19 protein-coding genes and 1 tRNA gene are annotated in these 23,402 nt (G+C 58.9%); 15 read left to right on the top strand and 5 right to left on the bottom strand.

The window, feature by feature from the left end; genetic code table 11:
* Window positions 1-103 precede the first annotated feature (103 nt).
* Entirely contained in the window at window positions 104-1,783 is a 1,680-nt protein-coding gene (locus GOB82_RS06325) for a S10 family peptidase (protein ID WP_166121219.1), read from the top strand.
* A gap of 53 nt (window positions 1,784-1,836) precedes the next feature.
* Here the strand turns inward: GOB82_RS06325 and GOB82_RS06330 are convergent, their stop codons facing one another.
* The 3 genes from GOB82_RS06330 to GOB82_RS06340 are packed head-to-tail and all read right to left on the bottom strand — an operon-like array spanning window position 1,837 to window position 3,944.
* Entirely contained in the window at window positions 1,837-2,130 is a 294-nt protein-coding gene (locus GOB82_RS06330) for a hypothetical protein (RefSeq protein WP_166121222.1), read from the bottom strand.
* On the bottom strand, window positions 2,127-3,596 hold the full coding sequence (locus GOB82_RS06335) for a PepSY-associated TM helix domain-containing protein (protein ID WP_166121224.1): 1,470 nt from the start codon (window positions 3,594-3,596) through the stop codon (window positions 2,127-2,129). Before GOB82_RS06335 ends, GOB82_RS06330 begins: the two co-directional genes overlap by 4 nt.
* A 15-nt stretch (window positions 3,597-3,611) precedes the next feature.
* The gene (locus GOB82_RS06340; protein ID WP_166121227.1) at window positions 3,612-3,944 is read right to left on the bottom strand and encodes a hypothetical protein; all 333 of its coding nucleotides are present in this window, start codon (window positions 3,942-3,944) and stop codon (window positions 3,612-3,614) included.
* A gap of 130 nt (window positions 3,945-4,074) precedes the next feature.
* On the opposite strand from GOB82_RS06340, the gene GOB82_RS06345 reads away from it, so the two are divergent.
* The 5 genes from GOB82_RS06345 to GOB82_RS13530 all read left to right on the top strand — a co-directional run bounded on the left by GOB82_RS06345 (window position 4,075) and on the right by GOB82_RS13530 (window position 7,927).
* Window positions 4,075-6,315 carry a TonB-dependent receptor gene (locus GOB82_RS06345; protein WP_166121229.1) on the top strand — a complete coding sequence of 747 codons (2,241 nt, stop codon included), beginning with the start codon at window positions 4,075-4,077 and terminating at the stop codon, window positions 6,313-6,315.
* A 162-nt stretch (window positions 6,316-6,477) separates the two neighbouring features.
* Complete coding sequence (locus tag GOB82_RS06350; protein WP_166121232.1) at window positions 6,478-6,870, top strand: hypothetical protein; 393 nt, start codon at window positions 6,478-6,480, stop codon at window positions 6,868-6,870.
* Window positions 6,867-7,283 (top strand): cell wall hydrolase, encoded by a 417-nt coding sequence (locus GOB82_RS06355; protein WP_166121235.1) that lies wholly within the window; start codon window positions 6,867-6,869, stop codon window positions 7,281-7,283. Before GOB82_RS06350 ends, GOB82_RS06355 begins: the two co-directional genes overlap by 4 nt.
* Window positions 7,280-7,612 carry a hypothetical protein gene (locus GOB82_RS06360; RefSeq protein WP_166121238.1) on the top strand — a complete coding sequence of 111 codons (333 nt, stop codon included), beginning with the start codon at window positions 7,280-7,282 and terminating at the stop codon, window positions 7,610-7,612. The genes GOB82_RS06355 and GOB82_RS06360 overlap by 4 nt, the downstream gene beginning before the upstream one ends.
* Before the next feature lie 192 nt (window positions 7,613-7,804).
* Window positions 7,805-7,927 (top strand): hypothetical protein, encoded by a 123-nt coding sequence (locus GOB82_RS13530; protein ID WP_265794433.1) that lies wholly within the window; start codon window positions 7,805-7,807, stop codon window positions 7,925-7,927.
* A gap of 458 nt (window positions 7,928-8,385) precedes the next feature.
* Here GOB82_RS13530 and GOB82_RS06365 read toward each other — a convergent pair.
* A tRNA-Leu gene (locus tag GOB82_RS06365) sits at window positions 8,386-8,472 on the bottom strand.
* Window positions 8,473-8,772: 300 nt separating this feature from the next.
* Between GOB82_RS06365 and GOB82_RS06370 the strand changes: the two genes are divergently transcribed.
* The 5 genes from GOB82_RS06370 to GOB82_RS06390 all read left to right on the top strand — a co-directional run bounded on the left by GOB82_RS06370 (window position 8,773) and on the right by GOB82_RS06390 (window position 19,330).
* Window positions 8,773-9,741 carry a complex I NDUFA9 subunit family protein gene (locus tag GOB82_RS06370; protein ID WP_166121240.1) on the top strand — a complete coding sequence of 323 codons (969 nt, stop codon included), beginning with the start codon at window positions 8,773-8,775 and terminating at the stop codon, window positions 9,739-9,741.
* A gap of 180 nt (window positions 9,742-9,921) precedes the next feature.
* The gene (locus GOB82_RS06375) at window positions 9,922-11,370 is read left to right on the top strand and encodes an NAD(P)-dependent oxidoreductase (protein ID WP_166121243.1); all 1,449 of its coding nucleotides are present in this window, start codon (window positions 9,922-9,924) and stop codon (window positions 11,368-11,370) included.
* Window positions 11,370-15,926: a glutamate synthase large subunit gene (gltB, locus tag GOB82_RS06380; RefSeq protein ID WP_377792261.1), complete on the top strand. Its 4,557-nt coding sequence runs from the start codon at window positions 11,370-11,372 to the stop codon at window positions 15,924-15,926. Before GOB82_RS06375 ends, gltB begins: the two co-directional genes overlap by 1 nt.
* Before the next feature lie 181 nt (window positions 15,927-16,107).
* Window positions 16,108-17,964: a M3 family oligoendopeptidase gene (locus tag GOB82_RS06385; protein ID WP_166121249.1), complete on the top strand. Its 1,857-nt coding sequence runs from the start codon at window positions 16,108-16,110 to the stop codon at window positions 17,962-17,964.
* Between the two features lies 1 nt (window position 17,965).
* Window positions 17,966-19,330: an ABC1 kinase family protein gene (locus GOB82_RS06390; RefSeq protein ID WP_166121252.1), complete on the top strand. Its 1,365-nt coding sequence runs from the start codon at window positions 17,966-17,968 to the stop codon at window positions 19,328-19,330.
* Between the two features lie 49 nt (window positions 19,331-19,379).
* On the opposite strand, the gene GOB82_RS06395 is transcribed toward GOB82_RS06390, so the two are convergent.
* Window positions 19,380-19,970 carry a hypothetical protein gene (locus GOB82_RS06395; protein WP_166121255.1) on the bottom strand — a complete coding sequence of 197 codons (591 nt, stop codon included), beginning with the start codon at window positions 19,968-19,970 and terminating at the stop codon, window positions 19,380-19,382.
* 239 nt (window positions 19,971-20,209) lie between these two features.
* Here GOB82_RS06395 and ispH point away from each other — a divergent pair, with 239 nt between their 5' ends.
* Genes ispH through GOB82_RS06415 form a run of 4 tightly spaced genes read left to right on the top strand, consistent with a single transcriptional unit; the run spans window position 20,210 to window position 23,251 of the window.
* Entirely contained in the window at window positions 20,210-21,211 is a 1,002-nt protein-coding gene (gene ispH / locus GOB82_RS06400) for a 4-hydroxy-3-methylbut-2-enyl diphosphate reductase (RefSeq protein ID WP_166121258.1), read from the top strand.
* A 15-nt stretch (window positions 21,212-21,226) separates the two neighbouring features.
* The gene (locus tag GOB82_RS06405; protein ID WP_166121262.1) at window positions 21,227-22,201 is read left to right on the top strand and encodes a homoserine kinase; all 975 of its coding nucleotides are present in this window, start codon (window positions 21,227-21,229) and stop codon (window positions 22,199-22,201) included.
* Between the two features lie 31 nt (window positions 22,202-22,232).
* On the top strand, window positions 22,233-22,745 hold the full coding sequence (rnhA, locus tag GOB82_RS06410; RefSeq protein WP_166121497.1) for a ribonuclease HI: 513 nt from the start codon (window positions 22,233-22,235) through the stop codon (window positions 22,743-22,745).
* A 2-nt stretch (window positions 22,746-22,747) separates the two neighbouring features.
* Window positions 22,748-23,251: a peptide deformylase gene (locus GOB82_RS06415; protein WP_166121265.1), complete on the top strand. Its 504-nt coding sequence runs from the start codon at window positions 22,748-22,750 to the stop codon at window positions 23,249-23,251.
* Window positions 23,252-23,402: the final 151 nt, after the last annotated feature.

Raw genomic sequence — 23,402 nt, forward strand, 5'->3', positions numbered from 1 at the left:
CGCCCGACAAAGGCTTTGTTGCGAAAAAGAAACAGGCTAGGCGAGCCAGACTCTTCCTGATACCATGATATAGTATAACATGGTCTGAAGGATGAGAGTGTCTATGCGCGCACAACAGACGGGTTTGAAACTGGCGGGCCTGCTTGCCACGGTTTCGGTGCTGGCCGCCAGTGTTACGGCCCAACCGCAGGCGCGGGCGGTGGAAGCCCATCAGGCGGCGGATGCGGCAAAACAGAAAACCAGCGTGGAAGATTTTCTGGGGAAACCGCAGGCCGTGACAACAAGCGGCTCTGTAACAGTCCACGGGGCGCATATTGATTATGAAGCCGTTTCCGGAACGCTGATTGTTCATAAAGCGGACTGGGATGATTCCGCCCTGCCGGATACGGACAAGGACAAAACACAGCCTGACGCGACAGCTTCTGTGTTTTACGTCGCGTATTTCAAAAAAGGTGTGCGCCCGGAAGGCCGCCCGATCACGTTTGTTTATAACGGTGGACCGGGCTCTTCCAGCGTCTGGCTGCATATGGGGGCGTTCGGCCCTAAAAAAGTGGTGACAGCGGATGATACCCATACGCCCGCCGCACCCTATGCAATTGTCAATAACAATGACAGTTTGCTGGATGTTTCCGATCTGGTGTTTATCGATGCACCCGGCACCGGGTATGGTCGCCTGATTGGCAAAGACAAGGAAAAGGCCTTTTTTGGCACGGATGCTGATGCCGGGGCCTTTACCGATTTTATTGCCCAGTTCCTGTCCCGCTACGGGCGGTACAATTCTCCCAAATATCTGTTTGGTGAAAGCTACGGCACAACCCGTTCCGCCATTGTGGCCAACAAGCTGGCTGATGAAAAAGGCATTGATCTGAACGGTGTTATCCTGCTTTCGCAGATTCTGAATTATGACAATGATATTGATGGGGCTGCCATGAACCCGTCAATTGATCAGCCTTATGTGCTGGCTCTTCCCAGCTATGCGGCAACGGCCTGGTATCACAAATGCCTGCCGGAACAGCATCCGGACCTCAAGGCCTTCCTCAAAGAGGTCGAGCATTTTGCGCTGACCGAATACACGGCGGCCTTGCAGGAAGGAAATGCAATTTCTGATGCCCAGCGCGATGCCGTTGCGCAGAAGCTGCATGCGTATACTGGCCTGCCGGTGGACTACATCAAAAAGGCGGATCTGCGCATCAGCGGCGGGGAGTTTGAAAAAACCCTTCAGGGTGAAAAGGGTTTGGATACGGGGCGTCTGGACAGCCGCTTCTCTGGTCCGACCATGGATAAGCTTTCCCAGTTCGCGGATTATGACCCGCAGTCTTCCGCCATGTCTGCCGCCTATATTGCCGCGTTTAACGATTACGCCCATAACACCCTGCATTATGGAAATTCACCATCCTTTGGTGATGGGTATCAGGAATACAAGTTCTTCTCTGATGCAATCATGAAGTGGGATTTCTCACACAAACAGCCCAATACGGAATTCCCGATCCATGGGGCTGTCAATGTGCTGCCTGATCTGGCCTCGGCCATGAAGCACAATCCCAGCCTGAAAGTCATGCTGAATCAGGGGTATTTTGACCTCGGCACCCCCTATTTCGAGGGGATTTACGAAATGAAGCATCTGCCTGTTTCGCATGAGCTGAGCAATAATATTCAGATTGTTCAGTATGAATCCGGCCATATGGTCTATGCGCATCAGGACTCTCTGGCGCAACTGCATGACAATGTTGCCAAATTCATCACCCAGACCCACACCGCTGTGGCTCCGGTGGCGGCAAAATAACGAGGCCACGAAACAAAACCGGGTGCGGGTCATTCTCCCGCATCCGGGAGCGCCTATAACGGGGGCTTGCCTGCAGGGGCACGCCCCCGTTTGTTTTTGAGCACGGCCATCAGCACGCTGGTGCAAACACCACACACAGAGCCAAGGCCGAGCCAGAACAGCACCCCCAGCGCGGGCGAGTGCATCAGGCAAAGAGCCAGCGCCAGACAGGGGGCGAGAGCACGAACGCCTTGGTTCAGCCATACGGCGCGTACCGGCATCGGGAAGGTAGTGCGGTTTCTGGACTGCAACCACTCATGGCATCGGAAGGCCACACACCAGAGCACGCAAGCCAGCAGCAGTATCATGTGGCGGGCCTCCGCAGGTGCTGTGCGGCAAATAGGGCGATCAGCCCGCTTAGAAACGCCAGAGCGTCTACAGTCACAAAAAGCATCGCGCCGTCTCCCCACGGGTGGGAGCCGGAGAGAAGATCCACCAGTGGGAGCATGCCGCCTGCCAGCGCGAGGCAATACAGGTGCTGGCGCCACGCAGCGGCGGCATGCCGGCGCAGGCACAGCAGCAGGGCATGTATGGCGAAGAGCGTCCAAAGGGTAAAAAAGAGATCAATCTCGGCCATGATGCGCCCCGTGAGGGCAACAGGCAGGCAGCGGTTCGCCCAGAACAGCCCCAGCGTGGCAATGGGGAAGCCCGTTATCACGGTCAGGGTCAGTGCTTCCGCAAGCCGGAAGAAGGCGTTTTCTCCAGATGAGCGGCGGCGCTTCATGAGAAACACAACCAGCCCGCTGCCCGCCAGCGCGGTGGCCGCCAGCCCGGACAGAAAATACAGCCATCGCAGGGTGAGCGGCGCATAGCGGGCGTAATGTAATCCGCGCACAAGCTGCATGGTGGCAACCGTTGGCGAACTGCGTGTGACAGACCGGAGGAAATGCCCGTCTTTCCGGCTGAAGTCCGCGTGATCTCTGGTCAGGAAGGGGCCGGATGCGTCGCTTCTGAAAATGCGTACGTCATCCGCGGTGAACAGGACAAGATTACCGTCCGGGCTGTGCAGCCTCTCCCGGCCCTGCGTTATCAGAGGGGCAAGAGGCGGCAGAGGAGGGCCAGCCTGCAGGAGCCTGCCTTTCGGGGCGCTCTTTTTAGGAGGCCCGGCGGGAGAGGGGGAGAAAAAGGACTGGGCCGGAAGCAGCACCCGGGCATGAATAGCCGTGCCCGTATATGCCATGAACAGGATGAAGGGCAGGAACAGCACACCGGCAATCAGGTGCGCATCCACCCAGGCGCGGGGCCGTGGCCCGAACGGGCGGAGCAGCACAAGGTCCGGCCAGAGCGCCTTGAGGTGAATAACAAGGCCGGACCCGAGCGTGACCAGAAGGCAAAGCCCCAGAAAGGTCACAAGCTGCACGCCGGGGTGGTCTCCGCCCCGGAGTGAGAAGTGGAAATTATAGAAAAACTGCCCGCCAGCCGTCTCGCGGGGTGCAAAAGAAGTCCCGGTTTCCGGGCTGAGTGCTGGGCCGGTAAATTCGTAACCATCATAATGCAGAACCCGCAAAACAGGGTCCCGATGGGAAGGGAGGGAGAGAAACGTGGAAAATCCTTGCCGTTCCGAGGCTTCAACCGCTTGTGCGGCGGCGTTCAGGGCTGCGGGGGTAAGGGCGGTGCGGGTGTGCAGTGGAACTTCCGGCTGCATCCAGTGGGTGATTTCCGTATCAAACACGGCCAGCGTGCCGGAGGCAAAAATGCAGAGCAGCAGCAGGCCCGCCAGAAAGCCAAGCCAGCTATGGAGCCACCCCATATGTACGCGGAGAGTGTCACGCATGGGCGGTTTTTCTCATCAGCGCGGAAGGAGAGCGGTCAGGGCCGCCGCCCCGCAAGCCAGCAGGCAGAGCGTGATGCCCCATAGATGCCGGCGGCCCGCAAAACCCATGAGAACCAGAACGGGTAGAAGGGCCGCAACCAGCATGCCACCCAGATCTGTTTTCAGGCGCGTATCTTCATACGGCAGGCGGAGGGCCGCCAGCATGATCAGATGGGCGGTCAGAAAGCATACGGCACAGACGCCAGCCAGCAGGGCAAGCCTACGGAGAACGGCCTTCCGCTTCTGAGCGGCTTTTGTGCCGGAAACGAGAGAATCGCTCACACTCTGGATGTTGTTTGTGAGAAGCATTCTCATTCTGCTAGGTGTTTGGAGAGGGGCTGTAAACCCCGAAGAGGGAGAATAGCCTCAAAACGATGTTGCGAATGTCTCTTAATTGCGTCTATCAGCGTAGTCAGTCTTTCATTCTGGATCCCATGTCATGATGCATGCCCGCCTGCCGGTTTTCTGTTTTGCGCAAGGATGCAGGCATTCTGCTGTGCTGCTGGCAATCCTTGCGGCCTTCAGTGGCAGCGGTGCGGCTATGGCGGACTCTCACAAGGCAGAGGCAACGCGGGACGCCGGGAAGGCGGCCACGGCTGCGGCCCCTGTCGTCCCGTCCCGCAAGGATGAAGCTATTCTGGTAACCGCCAGACGCCGAAACCAGATGGACGTGCGCAGCGGCGGCCAGCTTGGCGCGCTGGGGAACAAGAAAGGGCTGGATGTTCCCTTCAATATCCGCAGTTATGGCGCGAGCCTTATTCTCAACCAGCAGTCCCAGACGCTCGGGCAGGTTCTGGAAAATGACCCATCTGTCCGCACAACATATGGATACGGTAATTTTTCCGAAATTTTTGTTATCCGTGGCTTCCCTGTTTATGGGGATGATGTCGCGATCAATGGGCTCTACGGCATCACACCCCGTCAGCTTGTTTCCCCCCAGCTTTATGATCAGGTTCAGGTGCTCAATGGAGCCAGTGCGTTTCTGAACGGCGCGGCCCCGGGCGGGACAGGCATTGGAGGGGGGATCAATCTGATGTTCAAGCATGCCGGGAACACCCCCATCACCCGCCTGACGGGTGATTACGCCAGTCAGGGCGTAGGGGGTGGCAGTCTGGATGTCGGGCGTCGTTTTGGGCAGGACAAAGCCTATGGTCTGCGGCTGAATGTGGCGGGTCTTTCCGGCCAGACATCCGTGGAGCACGAACGCCGCCATTCCGCAGTGCTGGGGGCGGATTTTGACTGGCATGATGACAGAACCCGCATTTCTCTGGATATGAATTACCAGAATCAGGGGGTGCAGGGCGGGCGTCCCGGTGTGTTTCTGGGGGCGGATGCCACATCTGTTCCGCGTGTTCCCGGTGCCGCTCACAACTACGGGCAGCGTTGGACCTATAATGATCTGAATTACATTTTCGGTATGCTCAATGTAGAGCATGATTTTTCAGAACATATCACGGTGTATGGTGCTTTTGGCGGATTAGGGGGTGATGAGAAGGGAAATTACTCCACACTGACAGTCCATGACTCCGGGACAGGAGCCGCCACGGCAGGGGCGATGTATGTGCCCTATACCCAGACGAATGAAAGCACACGCGGTGGTGTGCGCGCGCATTTCAAGACGGGGTTTGTCAAACATGAAGTGAATGCCGGTGGTTCTGCCCTGTGGGAAGAAAGCCAAACAGCTTACGCCATGGCGGAAAACGCGTTTGATACCACTCTGTATGATACGGCTGCTGTTCCGCCTCCTGCTGAGAACCTGACAGGCGGTAATCTGGATAATCCGTTACCGACCAGCCGGACACAGCTTTACAGCCTGTTCTTTTCAGACACGATGTCTTTCTGGAAGGGCCGTATCGCGCTTATAGCGGGCTTCCGGTATCAGAACATGCTGATCAACGGGTATGATGCCTATGGAAATGGTGCGCGTACGGCCTATTATAATGAGGGGGCCATAACCCCGGTGGTCGGGTTGGTGGTGCATCCGACGCGTCGTACGTCCGTGTATTTCAACCGAATTGAAGGGTTGTCACAAGGGCCTACGGCGAGCGGCAGCAATCTGGTCAATCTGGGCCAGATTTTCCCGCCGTTCAGAAGTGTTCAATATGAGGTGGGGGCCAAATACGATACCGGACGTTTCACCACCACACTTGCATTTTACCAGATTGCGCAACCCAATTCCTACACAGAACCGTATGGCGATGGTGGCCAGTTCATTTTCCGTGAAAATGGTTTGCAGCGGAACCGTGGTGTGGAGCTGAATGTAAATGGCCAGATCCTGCCGGGGTTGCGCTTCAATGGCGGGGCAACCCTGATTGATGCGGACCTGCGGCGCACAGCGCAGGGGCTGGATAACGGGCATACCGCTATTGGTATTCCCAATTATACCATCAATGGAAATCTGGAATATGATCTGCCATTCCTGCGTGGGGCAACGGTGGTTGGGCGTGTGGAAAACACGGGCAGACAATGGGTGAATACGGCCAACACCCTGCATCTGCCTGTCTGGACACGGTTTGATCTGGGCGCGCGCTATACCTTTGCTGTGGCGCATAAACCGCTCACCTTGCGGTTTGACGTGGAGAATATTGCGAACACGCGGTATTGGGGTTCAGCTTTCAATGGTTATCTGCTGCAAGGGTTGCCCCGTACCTTCAAGTTTTCCTTTACGGCTGATTTGTAAGGGTGCGCGGGCACAGGGCCGTGTGCCCGGTGTAAGGCCTGTTGATACCCCGCGTGGTCATGCTTAAAGCTGGATAAGGTTCGGGCAGAAAGACCATATCTCTTCTGGCCCGTTTTCATAAAGCCACCCGTTTGGGTGGCTTTTCTTTTTCCGGGCAAAATAATGCAAGACCAACGCTGCGCAACAGCCGAGGAAGTCGCACTTCTGCGCGAACGTGTGGCGCGTGTTGAAGGGGGGCATGACCACCTTCAGGATGGGCTGGATACACTTTCAAGGCAGTTTTCAGACCTGCGACGTGATCTGACACAGGCTGTGGGAGACCACGCCGCACGCACGCGCCATGAAATCATGACGCGTGTGGACGAGATAAACCGGGACGCGCAAGTGCGGGATGCGGAGGTTTCCGAACGGCTGGCGCGCATAGAAGGCGGACTCCGGCTGGCAAACTGGGTGACAGTCACCTGTATTGCGCTGGCAACCAGCCTGTTGAGCTGGGCCCAGATGGGGCAAGCTATCTGGGATTTCTGCACGTCCCTGATCGGGGGTGCGTCATGAAAAGCCCTGTTGATATCGCGGCCCGTACGGCATGGGGCGAGGCGCGGGGGGAAGGTGTGGCAGGCCTTCACGCCGTGCTGAACGTGATTGCAAACCGCGTGGCACAGCCGGGTTGGTGGGGGCACGATATTGTATCTGTCTGCACGGCCCGCAGCCAGTTTTCCTGCTGGAACATGACAGACCCGAACAGGAGCGCGCTCTTGCGGGTCACGCGGGCCGATCCGCAGTTCCGGCAGGCCCTTGATCTTGCTCTTCTGCTCCTTCGCCAGACGCTCCCGGATAGTACGGGGGGCGCTGATCATTACTATGACTGGCGCAGCAAGGCGCCCCTCTGGGCGCAACCACAGTTTTACACAAAAACATTAGGCCATCACGCATTTTACCGGATTGGCCTCAAAGGAGATGCATCATGAAACAGACACTGCTCACCGGCGCCAAAGTCAGCGGCGTTGTCACGCTTATTCCCACACTCATGGCATATGTGCCGGAAGCCTGGAACACCCTGATCTGTATGGTGATTGTTGTTTGCGGGGCTGTCAGCACCGTTGTGCCTGTGCCGCATGCCGGTTCATTCTGGACGGGAATTTATAAGGCTGTTTCTCTGGTCGGGTTGAATTTCGGGTGGGCGGCCAACCGCCTTGCATCAGCTCCCTCCACGTCCGGCCAGCCGGAGCAGAAAGCTGGTGCGGAAGCGGGTGCGTCTGGTGCTCCACAGAGCAATGCACCGTCTGCGGGTGCATGAAGGACTCACAGCGCGGGCTGCCTTGCTTTGGCTTTTTTTGTGGGAGAGGGTTAACACCGCAGGGTTCTTGTCCTCTCTGCTTTCTGGTGTCCGGGTGCTGATGGTGCCCATGATGTGATTCTGGAAGAGCAGCATGGGTGGGAACGGTGCGGTGTGCGGAACACTTCCGCTTTGAAAAGGATGGCGTGTGTGATGGAAAAACTTTCTGAAGACATGAGAGAGCGCCAGAAGCCGGTTGCCCGTATTATTGTTCTTGTGAGTACGGCTGTTGCAGGATTTCTGATCATGCTGGTCCGGCTGATGCGGAAATCCTGATTCTTCCTGAAAAACATCTTTTTTGAAAAAGTATGGCCCGGTTCTTTCTGCTTCATGCAGGAGAGCCGGGCCATTTTTTTTGATTCCGGGTGGTTTCGCGTGTCCTTTGATGGGTACTGACATAATCCCGGCATGATGTACCCATTATCCACAGGCTTACCCACTCAGGCATCCTCAGATTCTGGGGATAAGTGTTCACGGGGCCCAAAGGGGAGGGAAATGACGCCTGAATGCGCGGCGAAAGCTGGAAGGAGCTGGCCTTCCAGGCACTCTGTTTTGGGAGGTTGTCAGCGAGAATGGCGGGGGCGTATTTCGCCCCTCTCTGAGAAAAATTCTGTCAGGAGAATATATTTTCAGATCAGACGAGGGGAAGACTGCCTCACCGGTTCTCATGACATCAAAGGCACGGAGATGAAGAGCAGTAGATACAAAAAAACCGCAGTTGCCTGCGGTTTTTTTGGTGCCCAGAAGAAGACTCGAACTTCCACGACCTTGCGGCCACAGATACCTGAAACCTGCGCGTCTACCAATTCCGCCATCTGGGCTCAGAGAGCAACCGGGTCACCCCGGCTGGTGAAGGGGTATTTAGCTTGCCCCCCAAACGCCGTCAACGGGGAAAATACATTTTTCTTCAGTTTTGTTTCATTTCGCCTTCACCTCGGTGTCCGGGTGGGTGAAATACCCGGAAAACCGCCGATTTTCGGATGCGGCTGTCCATGCTGGCGGCGGCCATCGCACCGTTCATCCGATGTGCTGAACCATTTGTGCGCAGCCTGATGGTGTAAAAAGGGCGTAGAGTTCGCATCATCAGAAGACACAGGTAGGCACAGGGCAGGAGCAAAGTCATGATGGAACAGAAGATCGCGACAGTTTTGGGGGGAAGCGGGTTTCTCGGGCGCTACGTTGTCCAGCACCTGGCGGAAGCGGGCTACCGGATCCGTATAGCCTGCCGCAGGCCAGACAGGGCCGCGGCCCTGCGCAGTCTGGGGGATGTCGGGCAGATTGCGCCGTTTTATGCGTCTGTGCTGGATGAGGGGTCTGTGGCCTGCGTGGTGGATGGCGCGTCTGTTGTTATCAATCTGGCGGCGGTTCTTGGCGCTTCGTCCGGGCAGGGGCTTGAGGCTGTCAATGTGGAGGGGGCCGGGCGCGTGGCGCGTCTGGCGGCCGCTGCCGGAGTGCCTGTGTTTGTGCAGGTGTCCGCGCTGGGGGCATCGCCTTCAGCACCATCGGCCTATGGGCGGAGTCGTGCCGCGGGAGAGGCTGCCGTAAGAGCCGCGATACCGCATGCCTCCATTGTCCGGCCCTCTGTTATTTTCGGGCCGGAAGACCATTTCTTCAACACATTTGCAGCTCTGGCCCGCTACCTGCCTGTATTGCCCGTGTATGGTGCGGATACCCGCCTCCAGCCTGTTTATGTGGGGGATGTCGCGCAGGTTATCGCGCGTCTGGTGCAGGAGCCGGCTCTGGCCGGGCGAGAGTGGGATCTCGGCGGGCCGGATGTCCTGACCATGAAGCAGATTTACCAGTGGGTTCTGCACACAACGCAGCGCTCTCGTCTGCTGTACGTCGTCCCGCAGGGTCTGGCGCGGATGCAGGCGGCTGTTCTTGAGCATCTGCCCGGGCATCTTCTGACACGGGACCAGCTTCTGATGCTCTCGCAGGATAATGTCGTGCCCGCCGGTCAATCAGGCTTTACCGCCCTTGGTCTGGAGCCACGGAGCATTGAGGCGATCGTGCCGTTTTATCTGGCCCGTTATCGGGCAGGGGGCGGGCGCTCTGGAGTTGTTGTTGAAAAACATGTAGTTAACTTATGAATGGTCCGATCTGGCACCTATTTGAGTGAGGTGAAAATCAGAGAATCGTCTTAAAAAGAGAAAAATTCCAGAAAGGGCAGCAATGCTGTCTTTTCAGGGTAAGGCATAAGGCGCTACCTCAGTCTGGCTTGTTTGGAGCGCAGCTTGTCCGTCGTGCGCCCTTTCTCCGGGAACCGCCTTATGACCACACCGATGCTGAAATTTGTCTCTGTCGCTCAACAGCAGCCTGATAAGCGCACTGCGCAGGCGCGGCGGGCGGATTTCAATGAAATTTATGAAGACTTTGCGCCTGCCGAGGCTGGTGAGCAGGCCAGCCGGTGCTCGCAGTGCGGGGTGCCGTTCTGCTCTGTGCATTGCCCGTTGGGCAACAACATCCCGGACTGGCTGATGCTCACGGCGCAGGGGCGTCTTGAAGAAGCCTATGAGGTCTCATCCGCCACCAATACCTTCCCGGAAATTTGTGGTCGCATCTGCCCGCAGGACCGGCTGTGCGAGGGAAGCTGCGTGATTGAGCCGGGGTTCGAGAGTGTGACCATCGGTGCGATCGAGCGGTACATTACTGATACCGCGTTCGAGAAGAACTGGGTCAAACCCACACGCCCTGCACAGGAACGGCCGGAATCCGTCGGGATTGTCGGTGCGGGTCCGGCGGGGCTTGCAGCGGCTGAGCGCCTGCGTGCAGCGGGGTATCAGGTCCATGTGTATGACCGGTATGACCGCGTGGGCGGCCTGCTGGTATATGGCATTCCCGGCTTCAAGCTGGAGAAGGACATTGTGGCCCGCCGCCATGCGCTGCTGGTGGAAAGCGGTGTGGTGTTCCATCTGGGGCAGGGTGTCGGCAGCGGTGCGGGAGATCTCTCCTTTGAAGAACTGCGCAGCCGCCATCAGGCTGTTCTGATTGCCACCGGTGTCTACAAATCCCGTGAGATTGGTGGCCCCGGCGCTGGTCTGGCAGGAATTGAACGCGCACTGGACTATCTGACGGCCTCCAACCGCCGCTCTCTGGGGGATGCCCTGCCGGACGAGGCTCAGGCGCTGAATGCCGAAGGCAAAAATGTCGTGGTTCTGGGTGGCGGCGATACCGCCATGGATTGCGTGCGCACGGCCATCCGGCAGGGAGCAAAATCCGTCAAATGTCTTTACCGGCGTGACAAGGCCAACATGCCGGGTTCCGTGCGGGAAGTGAAAAACGCGGAAGAGGAAGGTGTGGAGTTTGTCTGGCTCTCTGCCCCGGAAGCCTTTCTGGGTGATGAGCATGTGACGGCTGTACGCGCCACCCGGATGAAGCTTGGCCTGCCGGATGCCACGGGCCGCCAGTCCGTGGAACCGCAGGAAGGCGGCTCCTTCACGCTGGAAGCTGATCTGGTGATCAAGGCTCTGGGGTTTGACCCGGAACCACTCCCGCAACTGTGGGGCCAGCCTGACCTTGCCGTGTCCCGCTGGGGCACACTGAAAGTCGGGCATGAGAGCTTCATGACCAGCCTGCCGGGCGTGTTCGCCGCGGGGGATATCGTGCGCGGCGCCAGTCTGGTGGTGTGGGCTATTCGCGATGGTCGGGATGCGGCGGAACGCATTCATCAATGGATTGAAACACACGCAACGGCGCAGGCCGTGGCGGAGCAGGGATAATGGGTATGCAGAAGCATCCTGAAACCACGCACGGCGAAAGTGCCGAAGCTTTTTTTGAAGCATGGGACAACAATGTTTCCGCTCTGGAAGGGCTTTATGACCCGGCGGACGAACGGGATTCCTGTGGCGTTGGTCTGATTGCGGCACTGGACGGCAAGCGCCGGCGCGATGTGGTGGAAGCCGGTATTGCAGCGCTGAAAGCCATCTGGCACCGTGGCGCGGTGGACGCCGATGGAAAAACCGGAGACGGTGCGGGCATCCATGTGGAAATCCCGCAGAATTTCTTTGCCGATGCCATCACCAGCACGGGTGATCAGCCTGTAGAGGGTTCCATCATTGCTGTCGGGCAGGTGTTCCTGCCCAAGACAGACATGGTGGCGCAGGAACAGTGCCGCCAGATTATTGAAACGGAAATCCTGGCCTTCGGATATGGCATTTACGGCTGGCGTCAGGTGCCGATCGATACTGCCTGTATTGGTGAAAAAGCCAATGCAACACGGCCGGAAATCGAACAGATCATGATCCGTAACCTGCCCGGTTCCACGGAAGAGGTGTTTGAGCGTGACCTGTATGTGATCCGCCGCCGGATTGAAAAAGCAGCGATTGCAGCTCAGGTTGACCTGTATATCTGCTCGCTGTCCTGCCGGTCGATCATCTACAAGGGCATGTTTCTGGCCGAACATCTGACAGAGTTTTATCCGGACCTGCTGGATGCCCGCTTTGTCAGCCGTTTTGCCATTTATCATCAGCGGTATTCCACAAATACCTTCCCCACATGGAAGCTGGCGCAGCCGTTCCGGCGTCTGGCGCATAATGGTGAAATCAACACCATTTCCGGTAACATCAACTGGATGAAAAGCCATGAGACACGGCTTTCCCATCCGGATCTGGACCCGTGGATGCAGGATATCAAACCGCTTGTGCAGGCAGGTGGGTCCGATACGGCAACGCTGGATAACGTGTTTGAACTGCTGACTTTTGCCGGGCGTGATGCGCCCGCCGCCAAGGCGCTGATGGTTCCGGCCAGTGTTGGCGGGAATTCACTCATGAAGCAGTCCCATCGCGATATGTTTGCATATTGCAACGCCGTGATGGAACCGTGGGATGGCCCTGCCGCGCTGTGCGCAACGGATGGCCGCTGGGTGATTGCCGGGCTGGACCGCTCCGGCCTGCGCCCCCTGCGCTACACCGTGACGGACGATAATCTGCTGATTGTCGGTTCTGAAACCGGCATGGTGCGTGTGCCGGAAAACAATATTATCAAACGCGGGCGGCTTGGGCCGGGGGATGTCATTGGCGTTGATCTCCAGGAAGCGCGCCTGTACGGCAATGAAGAGCTGCTGGACCTTCTGGCCGCGCGTCAGGACTTCTCGTCCTGGGTTGGCGGGATTCAGAAAATTGGCTGTATTGTCCGCTCGGATGTGACAGAGCCGGTCTTCTATCAGGGTGAGGAACTGCGCCGCCGCCAGTTGGCGGTGGGCACCACGCTGGAAGAGCTGGAAGCCATCCTGCACCCGATGGTGGAAACCGGGAGCGAAGCTGTCGGCTCCATGGGGGATGATACGCCTCTGGCTGTGCTTTCCTCGCGTTTCCGTGGATTGTCGCATTATTTCAGGCAGGGTTTCAGTCAGGTTACTAATCCGCCGATCGACTCCCTGCGCGAATCCCGCGTGATGAGCCTTGTGACGCGTTTGGGAAATCTGGGAAATATTCTGGATCAGTCCGCAGAGCAGTGCGAGATGCTGCAACTGCCCAGCCCGGTTCTGACATCGGGTGAATATGAAGCCCTGCGGTCTTTCTGCGGCACATCCTGCTGCCTGATTGACTGCTCCTTCCCCGCGAAGGAGGGTGAGGCTGGCCTGCGCGATGCCATTGCCCGGATCCGGCGTGAGGCAGAAGAAAGCGTACGCGGCGGCTGCACCCATGTGTTCCTGACAGACGAAAACCAGTCACCCGATCGGGCTTATATCCCGATGATTCTGGCGACAGCGGCTGTCCATACGCACCTTGTCCGTCATTCCCTGCGTACCTTTACATCCCTGAACGTGCGGAGTTCCACCGCGCTCGATGTGCACGCCATAGCGGTGACAATCGGGGTGGGGGCCACCACGGTTAATCCGTATCTGGCGCAGGAATGTATTGCGGACCGGCACCGCCGGGGTCTCTTCGGGTCCTACACGCTGCGGGAATGCATGGAGCGCTACCGCAAGGCGGTGGATAAGGGGCTGCTCAAGATCATGTCCAAAATGGGCATCTCGATCGTGGCGTCTTACCGTGGCGGCTGCAATTTTGAGGCTGTTGGCCTCTCCCGTGCGCTGACGGCGGAATTCTTCCCCGGTATGCCCTCCCGCATTTCCGGTATTGGTCTGCCCGGCATTGCCCGGAATGTGCTCACATTCCATCAGGAAGCATGGGATTCTTCCTCTCTGGCGCTGCCGGTGGGCGGTTTTTACAAACTGCGCCGCAGCGGGGAACAGCATGCGTTTGATGGCACGCTGATCCACATGCTCCAGACAGCCGTGGCGAGTGACAGCTTCACCATCTACAAGCGGTATGCCGATGCCGTGCGGGCACAGCCGCCGGTTGCACTGCGCGACCTGCTGGACTTCCGGGAAGGGCGCACACCCATTCCGGTGGAAGAGGTGGAAAGCATTACGCAGTTGCGTAAACGCCTGATCTCTCCTGCTATTTCTCTGGGTGCGCTCAGCCCGGAAGCGCATGAGACTCTCTCCATCGCCATGAACCGGATTGGCGCGAAATCTGATTCCGGTGAAGGTGGGGAAGACCCGGAACGTGCAAAGCCGCGCCCGAATGGTGATAATGCCTCCTCTGCTATCAAGCAGGTGGCGTCTGGCCGTTTCGGTGTGACCGCACAGTATCTGAATGATTGCCGCGAGTTGGAAATCAAGGTGGCACAGGGTGCCAAGCCGGGTGAAGGCGGGCAGTTGCCCGGCTTCAAGGTGACGGAGCTGATTGCAAAGCTGCGCCACGCCACCCCGGGTGTGACTTTGATTTCTCCTCCGCCGCATCATGATATTTACTCGATTGAGGATCTTGCCCAGCTTATTTATGACCTCAAGCAGATCAACCCGGAAGCAACGGTTACGGTCAAGCTGGTGGCCCGCTCCGGCATTGGCACCATTGCGGCGGGTGTGGCGAAGGCGAAGGCCGATGCCATCCTGATTTCAGGCCATTCCGGCGGCACCGGGGCAAGCCCGCTGACATCCGTGAAATATGCTGGCCTGCCTTGGGAACTTGGTCTGGCGGAAGCGCATCAGGTGCTCATGCTCAACCGCCTGCGGCATCGCGTGAAGCTGCGCACGGATGGCGGCATCAAAACCGGGCGTGACGTGGTGATTGCCGCCATGCTGGGGGCTGAGGAATTCGGGATCGGCACGGCAAGCCTTGTTGCCATGGGCTGCATCATGGTGCGCCAGTGCCATTCCAATACCTGTCCGGTGGGCGTGTGCTCACAGGATGAGGCGATGCGCAAGAAGTTTGAAGGCACACCGGAGAAGGTGATCAACCTGTTCTCCTTCATTGCGGAAGATGTGCGCAATATTCTGGCCTCTCTGGGGTTCAGAACGCTGAATGAGGTGATCGGCCGTACCGATCTGCTGCGTCAGGTCTCCCGTGGTGCGGATTATCTGGATGATCTGGACCTCAACTCCCTGCTTTCTCAGGCAGACCCCGGGCCGTTTGCGCGCTACTGCACGCTGGAAGGCCGGAACGAGGTGCCCGATACGCTTGATGCGCAGATGATCAGCGATGCGAAGCCGCTGTTCGATCACGGTGAGAAAATGCAGCTGCACTATAATGTGCAGAACACGCAGCGTGCCATTGGCACCCGCATGTCTTCTCTCATTGTGCGGCAGTTTGGCATGACCACACTGGCGCCGGGGCATCTCACGGTGCGTCTGCGCGGGTCTGCCGGGCAGTCTCTGGGGGCGTTTGCCGTACAGGGGCTGAAGCTGGAAGTGCTGGGTGACGCCAACGACTATGTGGGGAAAGGCCTTTCCGGCGCGACCATTACGGTTCGTCCTTCTCCGTCTTCCCGCCTTGTCAGCAACCATAACGCCATTATTGGCAACACGGTGCTGTATGGCGCGACCGCGGGTGAGCTTTATGCCGCGGGGCAGGCGGGCGAACGCTTTGCCGTGCGTAACTCCGGCGCTGTGGCTGTGGTGGAAGGCTGCGGCTCCAATGCCTGCGAGTATATGACAGGCGGCACGGTGGTGGTGCTGGGTGAAATTGGTGACAATTTCGGGGCTGGCTTTACCGGTGGTGTGGCGTTTGTGCTGGATGATGCGAATACTTTTGAAAAACGCGTCAACCCCGAATCCCTGTTCTGGACCCGCGTGACCGATGGGCATTGGGCGCAGGAACTGCGGCGGCTGGTGGAGCGTCATGTGGAGGAAACAGGTTCTCCGTACGCCACGACACTGCTGCATAAGTGGGAGGATGTCCTGCCGCGCTTCTGGCAGATTGTGCCGAAGGATTATGCGCGCATTATCGGCTTCAGCGTGCCGGAAGAGGTATTGGCCCGCTCTGCCTGATCAGGCATGCGTCTGAAAGCAGGAGTATCCTGAATGACCTCCCCTTGTTTCCTCTGTGTATGAAGCAGGGGGAGGCTTTCGGAAACCGGGCCTTCAGGGCCGCCTGACCTGCGCTGTATGTGAACCCCGTTTGCGCGCACATGTACTCGCCTCATGCCGAATTGCACGGTAGGATGCGGATATGGAACATACAGCGCACCTTCTCCGTTCATCCCGGCTTCCGGCCTTCGCTGCCGACGCCGGAACAGTGGCCGCAACCAGTCCCGCGCAGGGGCAGGGGACTTCCGCCCTTCCGCGCTGGGACCTTTCGGCTCTTTATAACAGCATGGAAGATCCCGCGATCCGTCAGGATCTGGATCAGGCCGAGCAGCAGGCCCGCGCATTCGCCAGCCGCTATCAGGGCAAGCTGGCGGAGTTGTCCGGCGCGGAACTCGCGGAGGCAATCCGCTCCTGTGAAGCGCTGGAAGAAACGCTGGGCAAGGCCGGGTCCTATGCCTCGCTGCTGTTTGCCGCCAATTCCTCGGATACTGCCATCAGTCGCTTCAGCCAGTCTATCAGTGAGAGACTGACGGATATTTCCGCGCACCTGCTGTTTTTCACGCTGGAACTCAACCGGCTGGATGATGCCGATCTGGCGGAGAAGGTGCGGGACCCTGCTCTGGCCCGCTGGAAACCGTTTCTGGATGATACCCGCCTGTTCCGCCCGCATCAGCTTTCTGATGAGGTTGAAAAGGTGCTGCTGGAAAAATCCGTAACCGGAGCCCAGTCCTGGTCCCGCCTGTTTGATGAGACCATTGCCGCCCTGCGTGTCACGCTGGATGGCGAGGAAATGCCGGTAGGGGATGCGCTGAACCGCCTTTCCGATTCCGATCGTGCGGTGCGCGAGCAGGCCGGGAAAGCGGTGGGCAAGGTGTTTGCCGAGAATGTGCGGCTGTTTGCCCTTATTACCAACACGCTGGCCAAGGACAAGGCGATTTCTGATGGCCTGCGCCATTACGCCCGGCCTACCTCCTCACGCAATCTGTCCAACATGGTGGAAGATGAGGTGGTGGATGCGCTGGTATCCGCCGTGCGGCAGGACTACCCCCGCCTTGCGCATCGCTACTACGCGCTGAAAGCCAAATGGATGGGGCTGGACAAGCTGGAGCACTGGGACCGCAATGCCCCGCTGCCCGGCTGTGAAGACCGCAAAATTCCGTGGGATGAAGCCAAGCAGATCGTGCAGAAAGCCTATGATGATTTTGACCCGCGCATGGGCCGCGTCATCACCACTTTCCTGACGCATCCGTGGATTGATGTGCCGCCTGTGCCCGGCAAGTCTCCGGGCGCTTTTGCACACCCCACTGTGCCCTCCGCCCATCCGTTTATCCTGCTGAACTATCATGGCCGCACGCGGGATGTCATGACACTGGCACATGAGCTGGGCCACGGCGTGCATCAGGTTCTGGCGGCAAAGCAGGGCTATTTCCTGTCCAACACACCGCTGACACTGGCTGAAACGGCCAGCGTGTTTGGGGAAATGCTCACATTCCAGTCCCTGCTGGATGCGGAAACTGACCCGGCCCGCAAGCGCACGCTGCTGGCAGGCAAGGTGGAGGACATGCTCAATACCGTGGTGCGCCAGATTGCGTTCTACGACTTTGAAACCCGCGTGCATGATGAACGGAAAACCGGTGAGCTTCTGCCTGAACGGATTGGAGAAATCTGGCAGCAGGTGCAGACGGAAAGCCTTGGCCCGGCCTTTAACTTCACGCCGGATTACAGCGTGTTCTGGGCCTATATCCCGCACTTCATCCATTCACCGTTCTATGTCTACGCCTATGCTTTTGGGGATTGTCTGGTGAATGCGCTGTATGGTGTGTTCAGTGAAGGCACACCGGGCTTTCAGGATAAGTATATTGCCATGCTGGAAGCAGGCGGCACCAAACGCCACAGGGAGCTTCTGGCTCCGTTCGGGCTGGATGCGTCTGACCCCGGCTTCTGGCGCAAGGGGCTGGATGTGATTTCCGGCTTTATCGACCAGTTGGAGCAGGCATAACATGGCTGAACGCGATCTGGATAATGGCGGCGTTTTTGGTGAACTGCGCCGCATGGTCCAGACAACTGGCACCGTGGGGGGCATTGCCGCCCGCCTTACCGGGCACAAGATGGGGTTCCGCTCAGGCGGGGCCTCTCATGCGGAAGAGCTGAAATCCATTCTTGGCGGCCTGAAAGGGCCGCTGATGAAGGCAGCCCAGCTTCTCTCCACCATTCCCGGCGCACTGCCGGAAGAATATGCGGAAGAACTGGCCCAGTTGCAGGCCAATGCGCCGCCCATGGGCTGGAATTTTGTCCGCCGCCGCATGACAGCGGAACTGGGCGCGGGCTGGGAGCGGAACTTTCGTTCCTTCGGGCGTGATGCCGCGGCAGCAGCCAGCCTTGGGCAGGTGCATAAGGCCGTGCTGGTTGATGGCAGGCAGGTGGCCTGCAAGCTGCAATATCCGGACATGAATGCCGCAGTGGAAGCGGACCTGCGGCAGTTCCGGATGGCGATTGGCGTGTATCACCGTCTGGATAACGCCATCCGTCAGGATGATGTGGTGGAGGAACTGACCGAGCGCCTGCGGGAGGAGCTGGATTACCAGCGCGAGGCGGCCAACATGCGCCTGTATCGCAGTGTTCTGGCTGAGTGCCCGGAGGTAACGGTCCCTGCGCCGGTGGATGAACTATGCACCCGCCGCCTGCTGACCATGGAGTGGGTGAATGGCCGTGGCCTGAACAGCGTGATTCAGGCCGGCCTGAGTGAAGAGCAGAGGCAGAGAATTGCCCGCACATTGTTCCGTGCGTGGTATGTGCCGCTGTATCACTACGGTGTGGTGCATGGAGACCCGCATATGGGCAACTTCACCGTGCGGGATGATTATGGCCTGAACCTGCTGGATTTCGGGGCGATCCGTATTTTCAGCCCCTCCTTCATCAAGGGCAATATTGATCTCTACCGCGCCCTGCAGACCAAGGATAACGCACTCGCTGCCAAGGCGTATAAGGCTTGGGGCTTTACCGACCTGACACCTGAGAAAATCGAGGTACTGAATGAGTGGGCCGGTTTCCTGTATCAGCCGCTGATGGATGACCGCGTGCGTTATATTCAGGAAGGGAACGACCCGGCTCAGGGGCGTGAGATTCTCACGCGCGTTCATGAAGGGCTTCAGCGCACCGGTGGTGTGCGCCTGCCGCGTGAATTCGTGCTGGTGGACCGCTCTGCCGTGGGGCTGGGGTCTGTCTTCATGCGGCTGAAAGTGAAGATGAACTGGTATCAGCTCTTTCACGAAATCGTGCAGGACTTTGATGAAGCCGCTCTGGCCGCCCGCCAGAGCGCTGCCGTGGCGGCTGCGCGCTTCCCCGCGGAGCCTGCCGGTTCATAAGGCAGGCTGACCGGAGCCGCAGCGCACAGGCTGCCTGCGGCTCCGGGCTTCAGTAGGCGTGGTAATCCACTTTTTTCAGGTGGGTCTCGTTATAATCAAGCTGGTCCTTGGTGAGCTGGAAGCCCACTTCAAACCGGTAGTCCGACTCCGTATTTTTGGGTGGAATGGGCAGATCCACCGTGATGACCTTGGTATCCGTGGAGATGCTGGAGAGGTTGGCCGGGAATTCGAACGTGTGTCTGAACACGTGCTTGTTCACAATTTTGTCTCCATGCAGCACGGCCACAAACCACGGGAGCGTGACAGTGCTGCTGGTGGCCGCCGGGCCACGGTTCACCACAAAACGCAGCGCGATTCGGGTTTTCAGATCCTTCGGGCCAGCAGCCAGACAGTCCCCCTGAAGCTTCAGGATGCTCGCACGGGTGACCAGATGCGGAAATGTCGCTGTCTTGCCGTCATACAGGTAATAATCCGCCGCTTCCGGCGGAATGTGTGTGAGCGGGCAGGAGGGCGCGAAGGATACGGAAGCACTTTCCTCATCCCCACAGCCGCCAAGGGTTGTCAGCAGGCCAAGAGCGGCGAGACCTGACACCGCAAAACGGGGCAGCAGACTGCGTGGGCGAGAAAGCTTATGAGACATGTGCAAATCCGGAATTATCGGTTAGAGGGGGTTGAACAGATGAAAATAAGCAAAACATAGGCTCAGGCATGGCTTTGCAGGGCTGAATGCCGGAAAACGGGTTGCATCACCATCTCGCTTTGCGTAGGCCATGGCCACGGTTACCGCGACCTTCTCGGGGTTTCGGGCATAGCCTACCTTACTTATGCTTCTTTAATAGCTGTTTTTCTATACCGTCCGCCGCAAGTTTGGGGAACACCATGCCCGATCAAACTCCCACCCTTGCCACACAGGCGCCTGCACAGGCGCCGCATGGCAGGTCTCTCAAGGTTCTTCTCGCCGGTCCGCGCGGATTCTGCGCTGGTGTAGACCGCGCGATCCGCGTGGTGGAGGAAGCCATCCGCCGTTACGGCGCACCTGTTTATGTGCGCCACGAAATTGTCCACAACCGGACGGTTGTGGAAGCGCTGGAAGCGCAGGGTGCCATTTTTGTTGAGGAACTGGATGAAGTTCCGGCAGATGGTCACGTTGTGTTTTCTGCCCATGGTGTGCCCAAAACAGTGCCGGCCGAGGCGGAACGCCGTAACCTGCTGTACCTGGATGCAACCTGCCCGCTGGTGTCCAAGGTACACCGTGAGGCTGAGCGGCATTTTGCCGGTGGTGGCCCTGAAAGCCGCCATATCCTGATGATCGGCCATGCCGGGCATCCGGAAGTGGTGGGCACCATGGGGCAGCTTCCCGTGGGTGCTGTCACGCTGATTAACGATGCGGAAGAAGCCCGCACCGTGCAGCCTGCCGACCCCTCCCGTCTGGCCTTTATCACCCAGACCACCCTCTCCGTTGATGATACGGCCGAGATTGTGGACATCCTGCGTGAACGCTTCCCGCTGATTGAAGGGCCGAAGCGCGAGGATATCTGCTACGCGACCACAAACCGGCAGGAAGCTGTGAAGGCTATTGCTCCGGAATGTGATCTGGTGATTGTCATCGGTTCTCCCAACTCCTCCAACTCCCAGCGCCTGCGGGAAGTGGCCGAGCGTTCGGGTGCGCCGCGCGCCCTGCTGGTGCAGCGTCTGGATGCGCTGGACTGGTCCGTGCTGGACGGCGTGAATACGCTGGGGATCACGGCCGGGGCTTCCGCGCCGGAAGCACTGGTGCAGGAAATGGTGGCCGAAATGGCCAAGCGCTACACGCTGTGCATTGATGAGCGCACGGTGAAGGAAGAAAACGTGATCTTCCGCCTGCCTGCGCCACTGGGCTGAGGGCAGCGCGGAGGCATGGCTGTTTATACAGATGTGAGTGATGAAGCACTCGAGGCTTTTCTCGCGGACTATGCCATTGGCAATCTGGTGGCGTTTCGCGGCATTGCCGAAGGGGTGGAAAACAGCAACTTCCAGCTTCGCACCACGCAGGGTGACTTCATCCTCACGCTGTATGAAAAGCGGGTGAATGCGCAGGAGCTTCCGTGGTTTCTCGGGCTGATGCAGCATCTGGCGGGGCAGGGGGTAACCTGCCCGCAGCCGGTGCCCAGCACGGCCGGGCAGACGCTTGGCACACTGGCCGGGCGGCCTGCGGCCATCACCACCTTTCTGCCCGGCGTCTGGCCGCGCAAGATACGGCAGGAGCATTGCCGCCCGCTGGGGCGGGCTCTGGCGCAGTTGCATGAGGTCGGGCGGAGCTACGCGCCTGTCCGGCTCAATGCTCTGGGGCCTGCGGCTTGGCCGCCGCTGCTGGAGTCCTGTCGGGCTGGCGCGGATGCCGTGCATCCGGGCCTGCTGGCGGAACTCGATGCGGCATTGGCGCATATTCTGCCGCACTGGCCGGGGGAGGGAGAAAACCCCGCCCTGCCGCGCGGGCAGATCCATGCCGATCTGTTTCCGGACAATGTGTTCTTCCTGCACAAGGGCGTGTCCGGCCTGATTGATTTCTATTTCGCCTGCACGGATTTCCTAGCCTACGATATTGCCATCTGCCTGAACGCCTGGTGCTTTGAGGGGGATGGCGCATTCAACGTCACATTCGCGCGGCAACTGCTGCAAGGGTATGAGGATGTGCGCCCGCTGGGTGCGGAAGAACGGCAGGCTTTGCCGGTTCTTGCCCGGGGTGCAGCCATGCGCTTTCTGCTGACCCGGCTGTATGACTGGATCAACACACCGCCGGATGCTCTGGTAACCCCGAAAGACCCGCTGGATTATCTGAAGCGCCTGCGCTTTCATCTGGCAACGGAGACTGCTGATGGCTATGGATTCTGAAACCGGCTCCGGGGCAGGGCTGCAACCGGATATGCCGTCTGCCTCTCAGCCTGAAGGGGCGCCAGCAGAGCAGGCACAAGCGCCGGAAAAGCAGGTGGTGGAAATCTGGACGGATGGCGGCTGCCGTCCCAACCCCGGCCCCGGCGGCTGGGGGGTTCTGCTGCGCTTTAAAGGCGTTGAGCGGGAACTCTCAGGCGGGGAAGAGGCAACAACCAATAACCGTATGGAGCTGACAGCCGCGGCAGAAGCGCTGGAAGCCCTGAAGCGCCCCTGCGTGGTGCGCCTGCATACAGACAGCGAATATGTGCGGAACGGTATTACCCGTTGGCATACGGGCTGGGTGCGGCGCAACTGGCGCAATGCCGCGGGGGACCCGGTGGCGAATATGGATTTGTGGCGGCGCCTGCTGGATGCGGCCAAGCAGCATGATGTCTCCTGGCATTGGGTTAAAGGCCATTCCGGCGTGCCGGAAAATGAACGCGTGGATGAACTGGCGACCCAGGCGCGAAAAACCATGGAAGAAACGCTGAAGACAGCGGGCTGAGCATGAGTATCCGCCCGATTGTGCAGTTTCCGGACCAGCGCCTGCGTGCGTGTGCCGCGCCTGTTACCGTCTTTGATGACGCTCTCTCCGCGCTGGCCCGGGATATTCTGGACAGTATGCGGGCCGCACCGGGCATCGGCATGACTGCGCCGCACCTCGGCGTGGCGCAGCGTGTGGTGGTGCTGGAACTCCCGGATGCCCCCCACCCCCAGACCTATGTGAACCCTGAGATTGTCTGGATGTCGGAAGAAACGTTCCGGCAGGAAGAGGGCAGTGTGTCCATGCCCGGCGTGACAGACGAGATCGAGCGGGCGGCCAAAGTCCGCGTGCAGTATCAGGATCTGGAGGGGAACCATCATGTTGAGGATGCAGAGGGCCTGCGGGCGGCCTGCCATCAGCATGAAATTGATCAGTTGAACGGGGTGTTCTGGCTGCAGAGGCTTTCCAGCCTGCGGCGTAACCGCTTGATTGCCCGCTATGAAAAGGTGAAACGCCTTCAGCGGTAATGGGCAGGAGTGGGGCCGTCTTCCCTTCTGCCCTGCTCTCCTGATTGACTTTCAAGGGCGCACCCGGAAGTCTGCCCGGTGGGTTTGAAGAGGAAGAGCAGCCTCCAGAACCCGGCGCCGCAGGATGGCGTGGTTTTTTAGGGCGCGGTTT

The organism is Acetobacter farinalis (genome assembly GCF_011516935.1).
Classification (GTDB): Bacteria; Pseudomonadota; Alphaproteobacteria; order Acetobacterales; family Acetobacteraceae; genus Acetobacter; species Acetobacter farinalis.

Coding starts and splice junctions, on each gene's coding strand:
- GOB82_RS06325 (WP_166121219.1), top strand. CDS start 104: ATGCGCGCACAACAGACGGGTTTGAAACTGGCGGGCCTGCTTGCCACG.
- GOB82_RS06330 (WP_166121222.1), bottom strand. CDS start 2,130: ATGATACTGCTGCTGGCTTGCGTGCTCTGGTGTGTGGCCTTCCGATGC.
- GOB82_RS06335 (WP_166121224.1), bottom strand. CDS start 3,596: ATGCGTGACACTCTCCGCGTACATATGGGGTGGCTCCATAGCTGGCTT.
- GOB82_RS06340 (WP_166121227.1), bottom strand. CDS start 3,944: ATGCTTCTCACAAACAACATCCAGAGTGTGAGCGATTCTCTCGTTTCC.
- GOB82_RS06345 (WP_166121229.1), top strand. CDS start 4,075: ATGATGCATGCCCGCCTGCCGGTTTTCTGTTTTGCGCAAGGATGCAGG.
- GOB82_RS06350 (WP_166121232.1), top strand. CDS start 6,478: ATGCAAGACCAACGCTGCGCAACAGCCGAGGAAGTCGCACTTCTGCGC.
- GOB82_RS06355 (WP_166121235.1), top strand. CDS start 6,867: ATGAAAAGCCCTGTTGATATCGCGGCCCGTACGGCATGGGGCGAGGCG.
- GOB82_RS06360 (WP_166121238.1), top strand. CDS start 7,280: ATGAAACAGACACTGCTCACCGGCGCCAAAGTCAGCGGCGTTGTCACG.
- GOB82_RS13530 (WP_265794433.1), top strand. CDS start 7,805: ATGGAAAAACTTTCTGAAGACATGAGAGAGCGCCAGAAGCCGGTTGCC.
- GOB82_RS06370 (WP_166121240.1), top strand. CDS start 8,773: ATGATGGAACAGAAGATCGCGACAGTTTTGGGGGGAAGCGGGTTTCTC.
- GOB82_RS06375 (WP_166121243.1), top strand. CDS start 9,922: ATGACCACACCGATGCTGAAATTTGTCTCTGTCGCTCAACAGCAGCCT.
- gltB (WP_377792261.1), top strand. CDS start 11,370: ATGGGTATGCAGAAGCATCCTGAAACCACGCACGGCGAAAGTGCCGAA.
- GOB82_RS06385 (WP_166121249.1), top strand. CDS start 16,108: ATGGAACATACAGCGCACCTTCTCCGTTCATCCCGGCTTCCGGCCTTC.
- GOB82_RS06390 (WP_166121252.1), top strand. CDS start 17,966: ATGGCTGAACGCGATCTGGATAATGGCGGCGTTTTTGGTGAACTGCGC.
- GOB82_RS06395 (WP_166121255.1), bottom strand. CDS start 19,970: ATGTCTCATAAGCTTTCTCGCCCACGCAGTCTGCTGCCCCGTTTTGCG.
- ispH (WP_166121258.1), top strand. CDS start 20,210: ATGCCCGATCAAACTCCCACCCTTGCCACACAGGCGCCTGCACAGGCG.
- GOB82_RS06405 (WP_166121262.1), top strand. CDS start 21,227: ATGGCTGTTTATACAGATGTGAGTGATGAAGCACTCGAGGCTTTTCTC.
- rnhA (WP_166121497.1), top strand. CDS start 22,233: ATGCCGTCTGCCTCTCAGCCTGAAGGGGCGCCAGCAGAGCAGGCACAA.
- GOB82_RS06415 (WP_166121265.1), top strand. CDS start 22,748: ATGAGTATCCGCCCGATTGTGCAGTTTCCGGACCAGCGCCTGCGTGCG.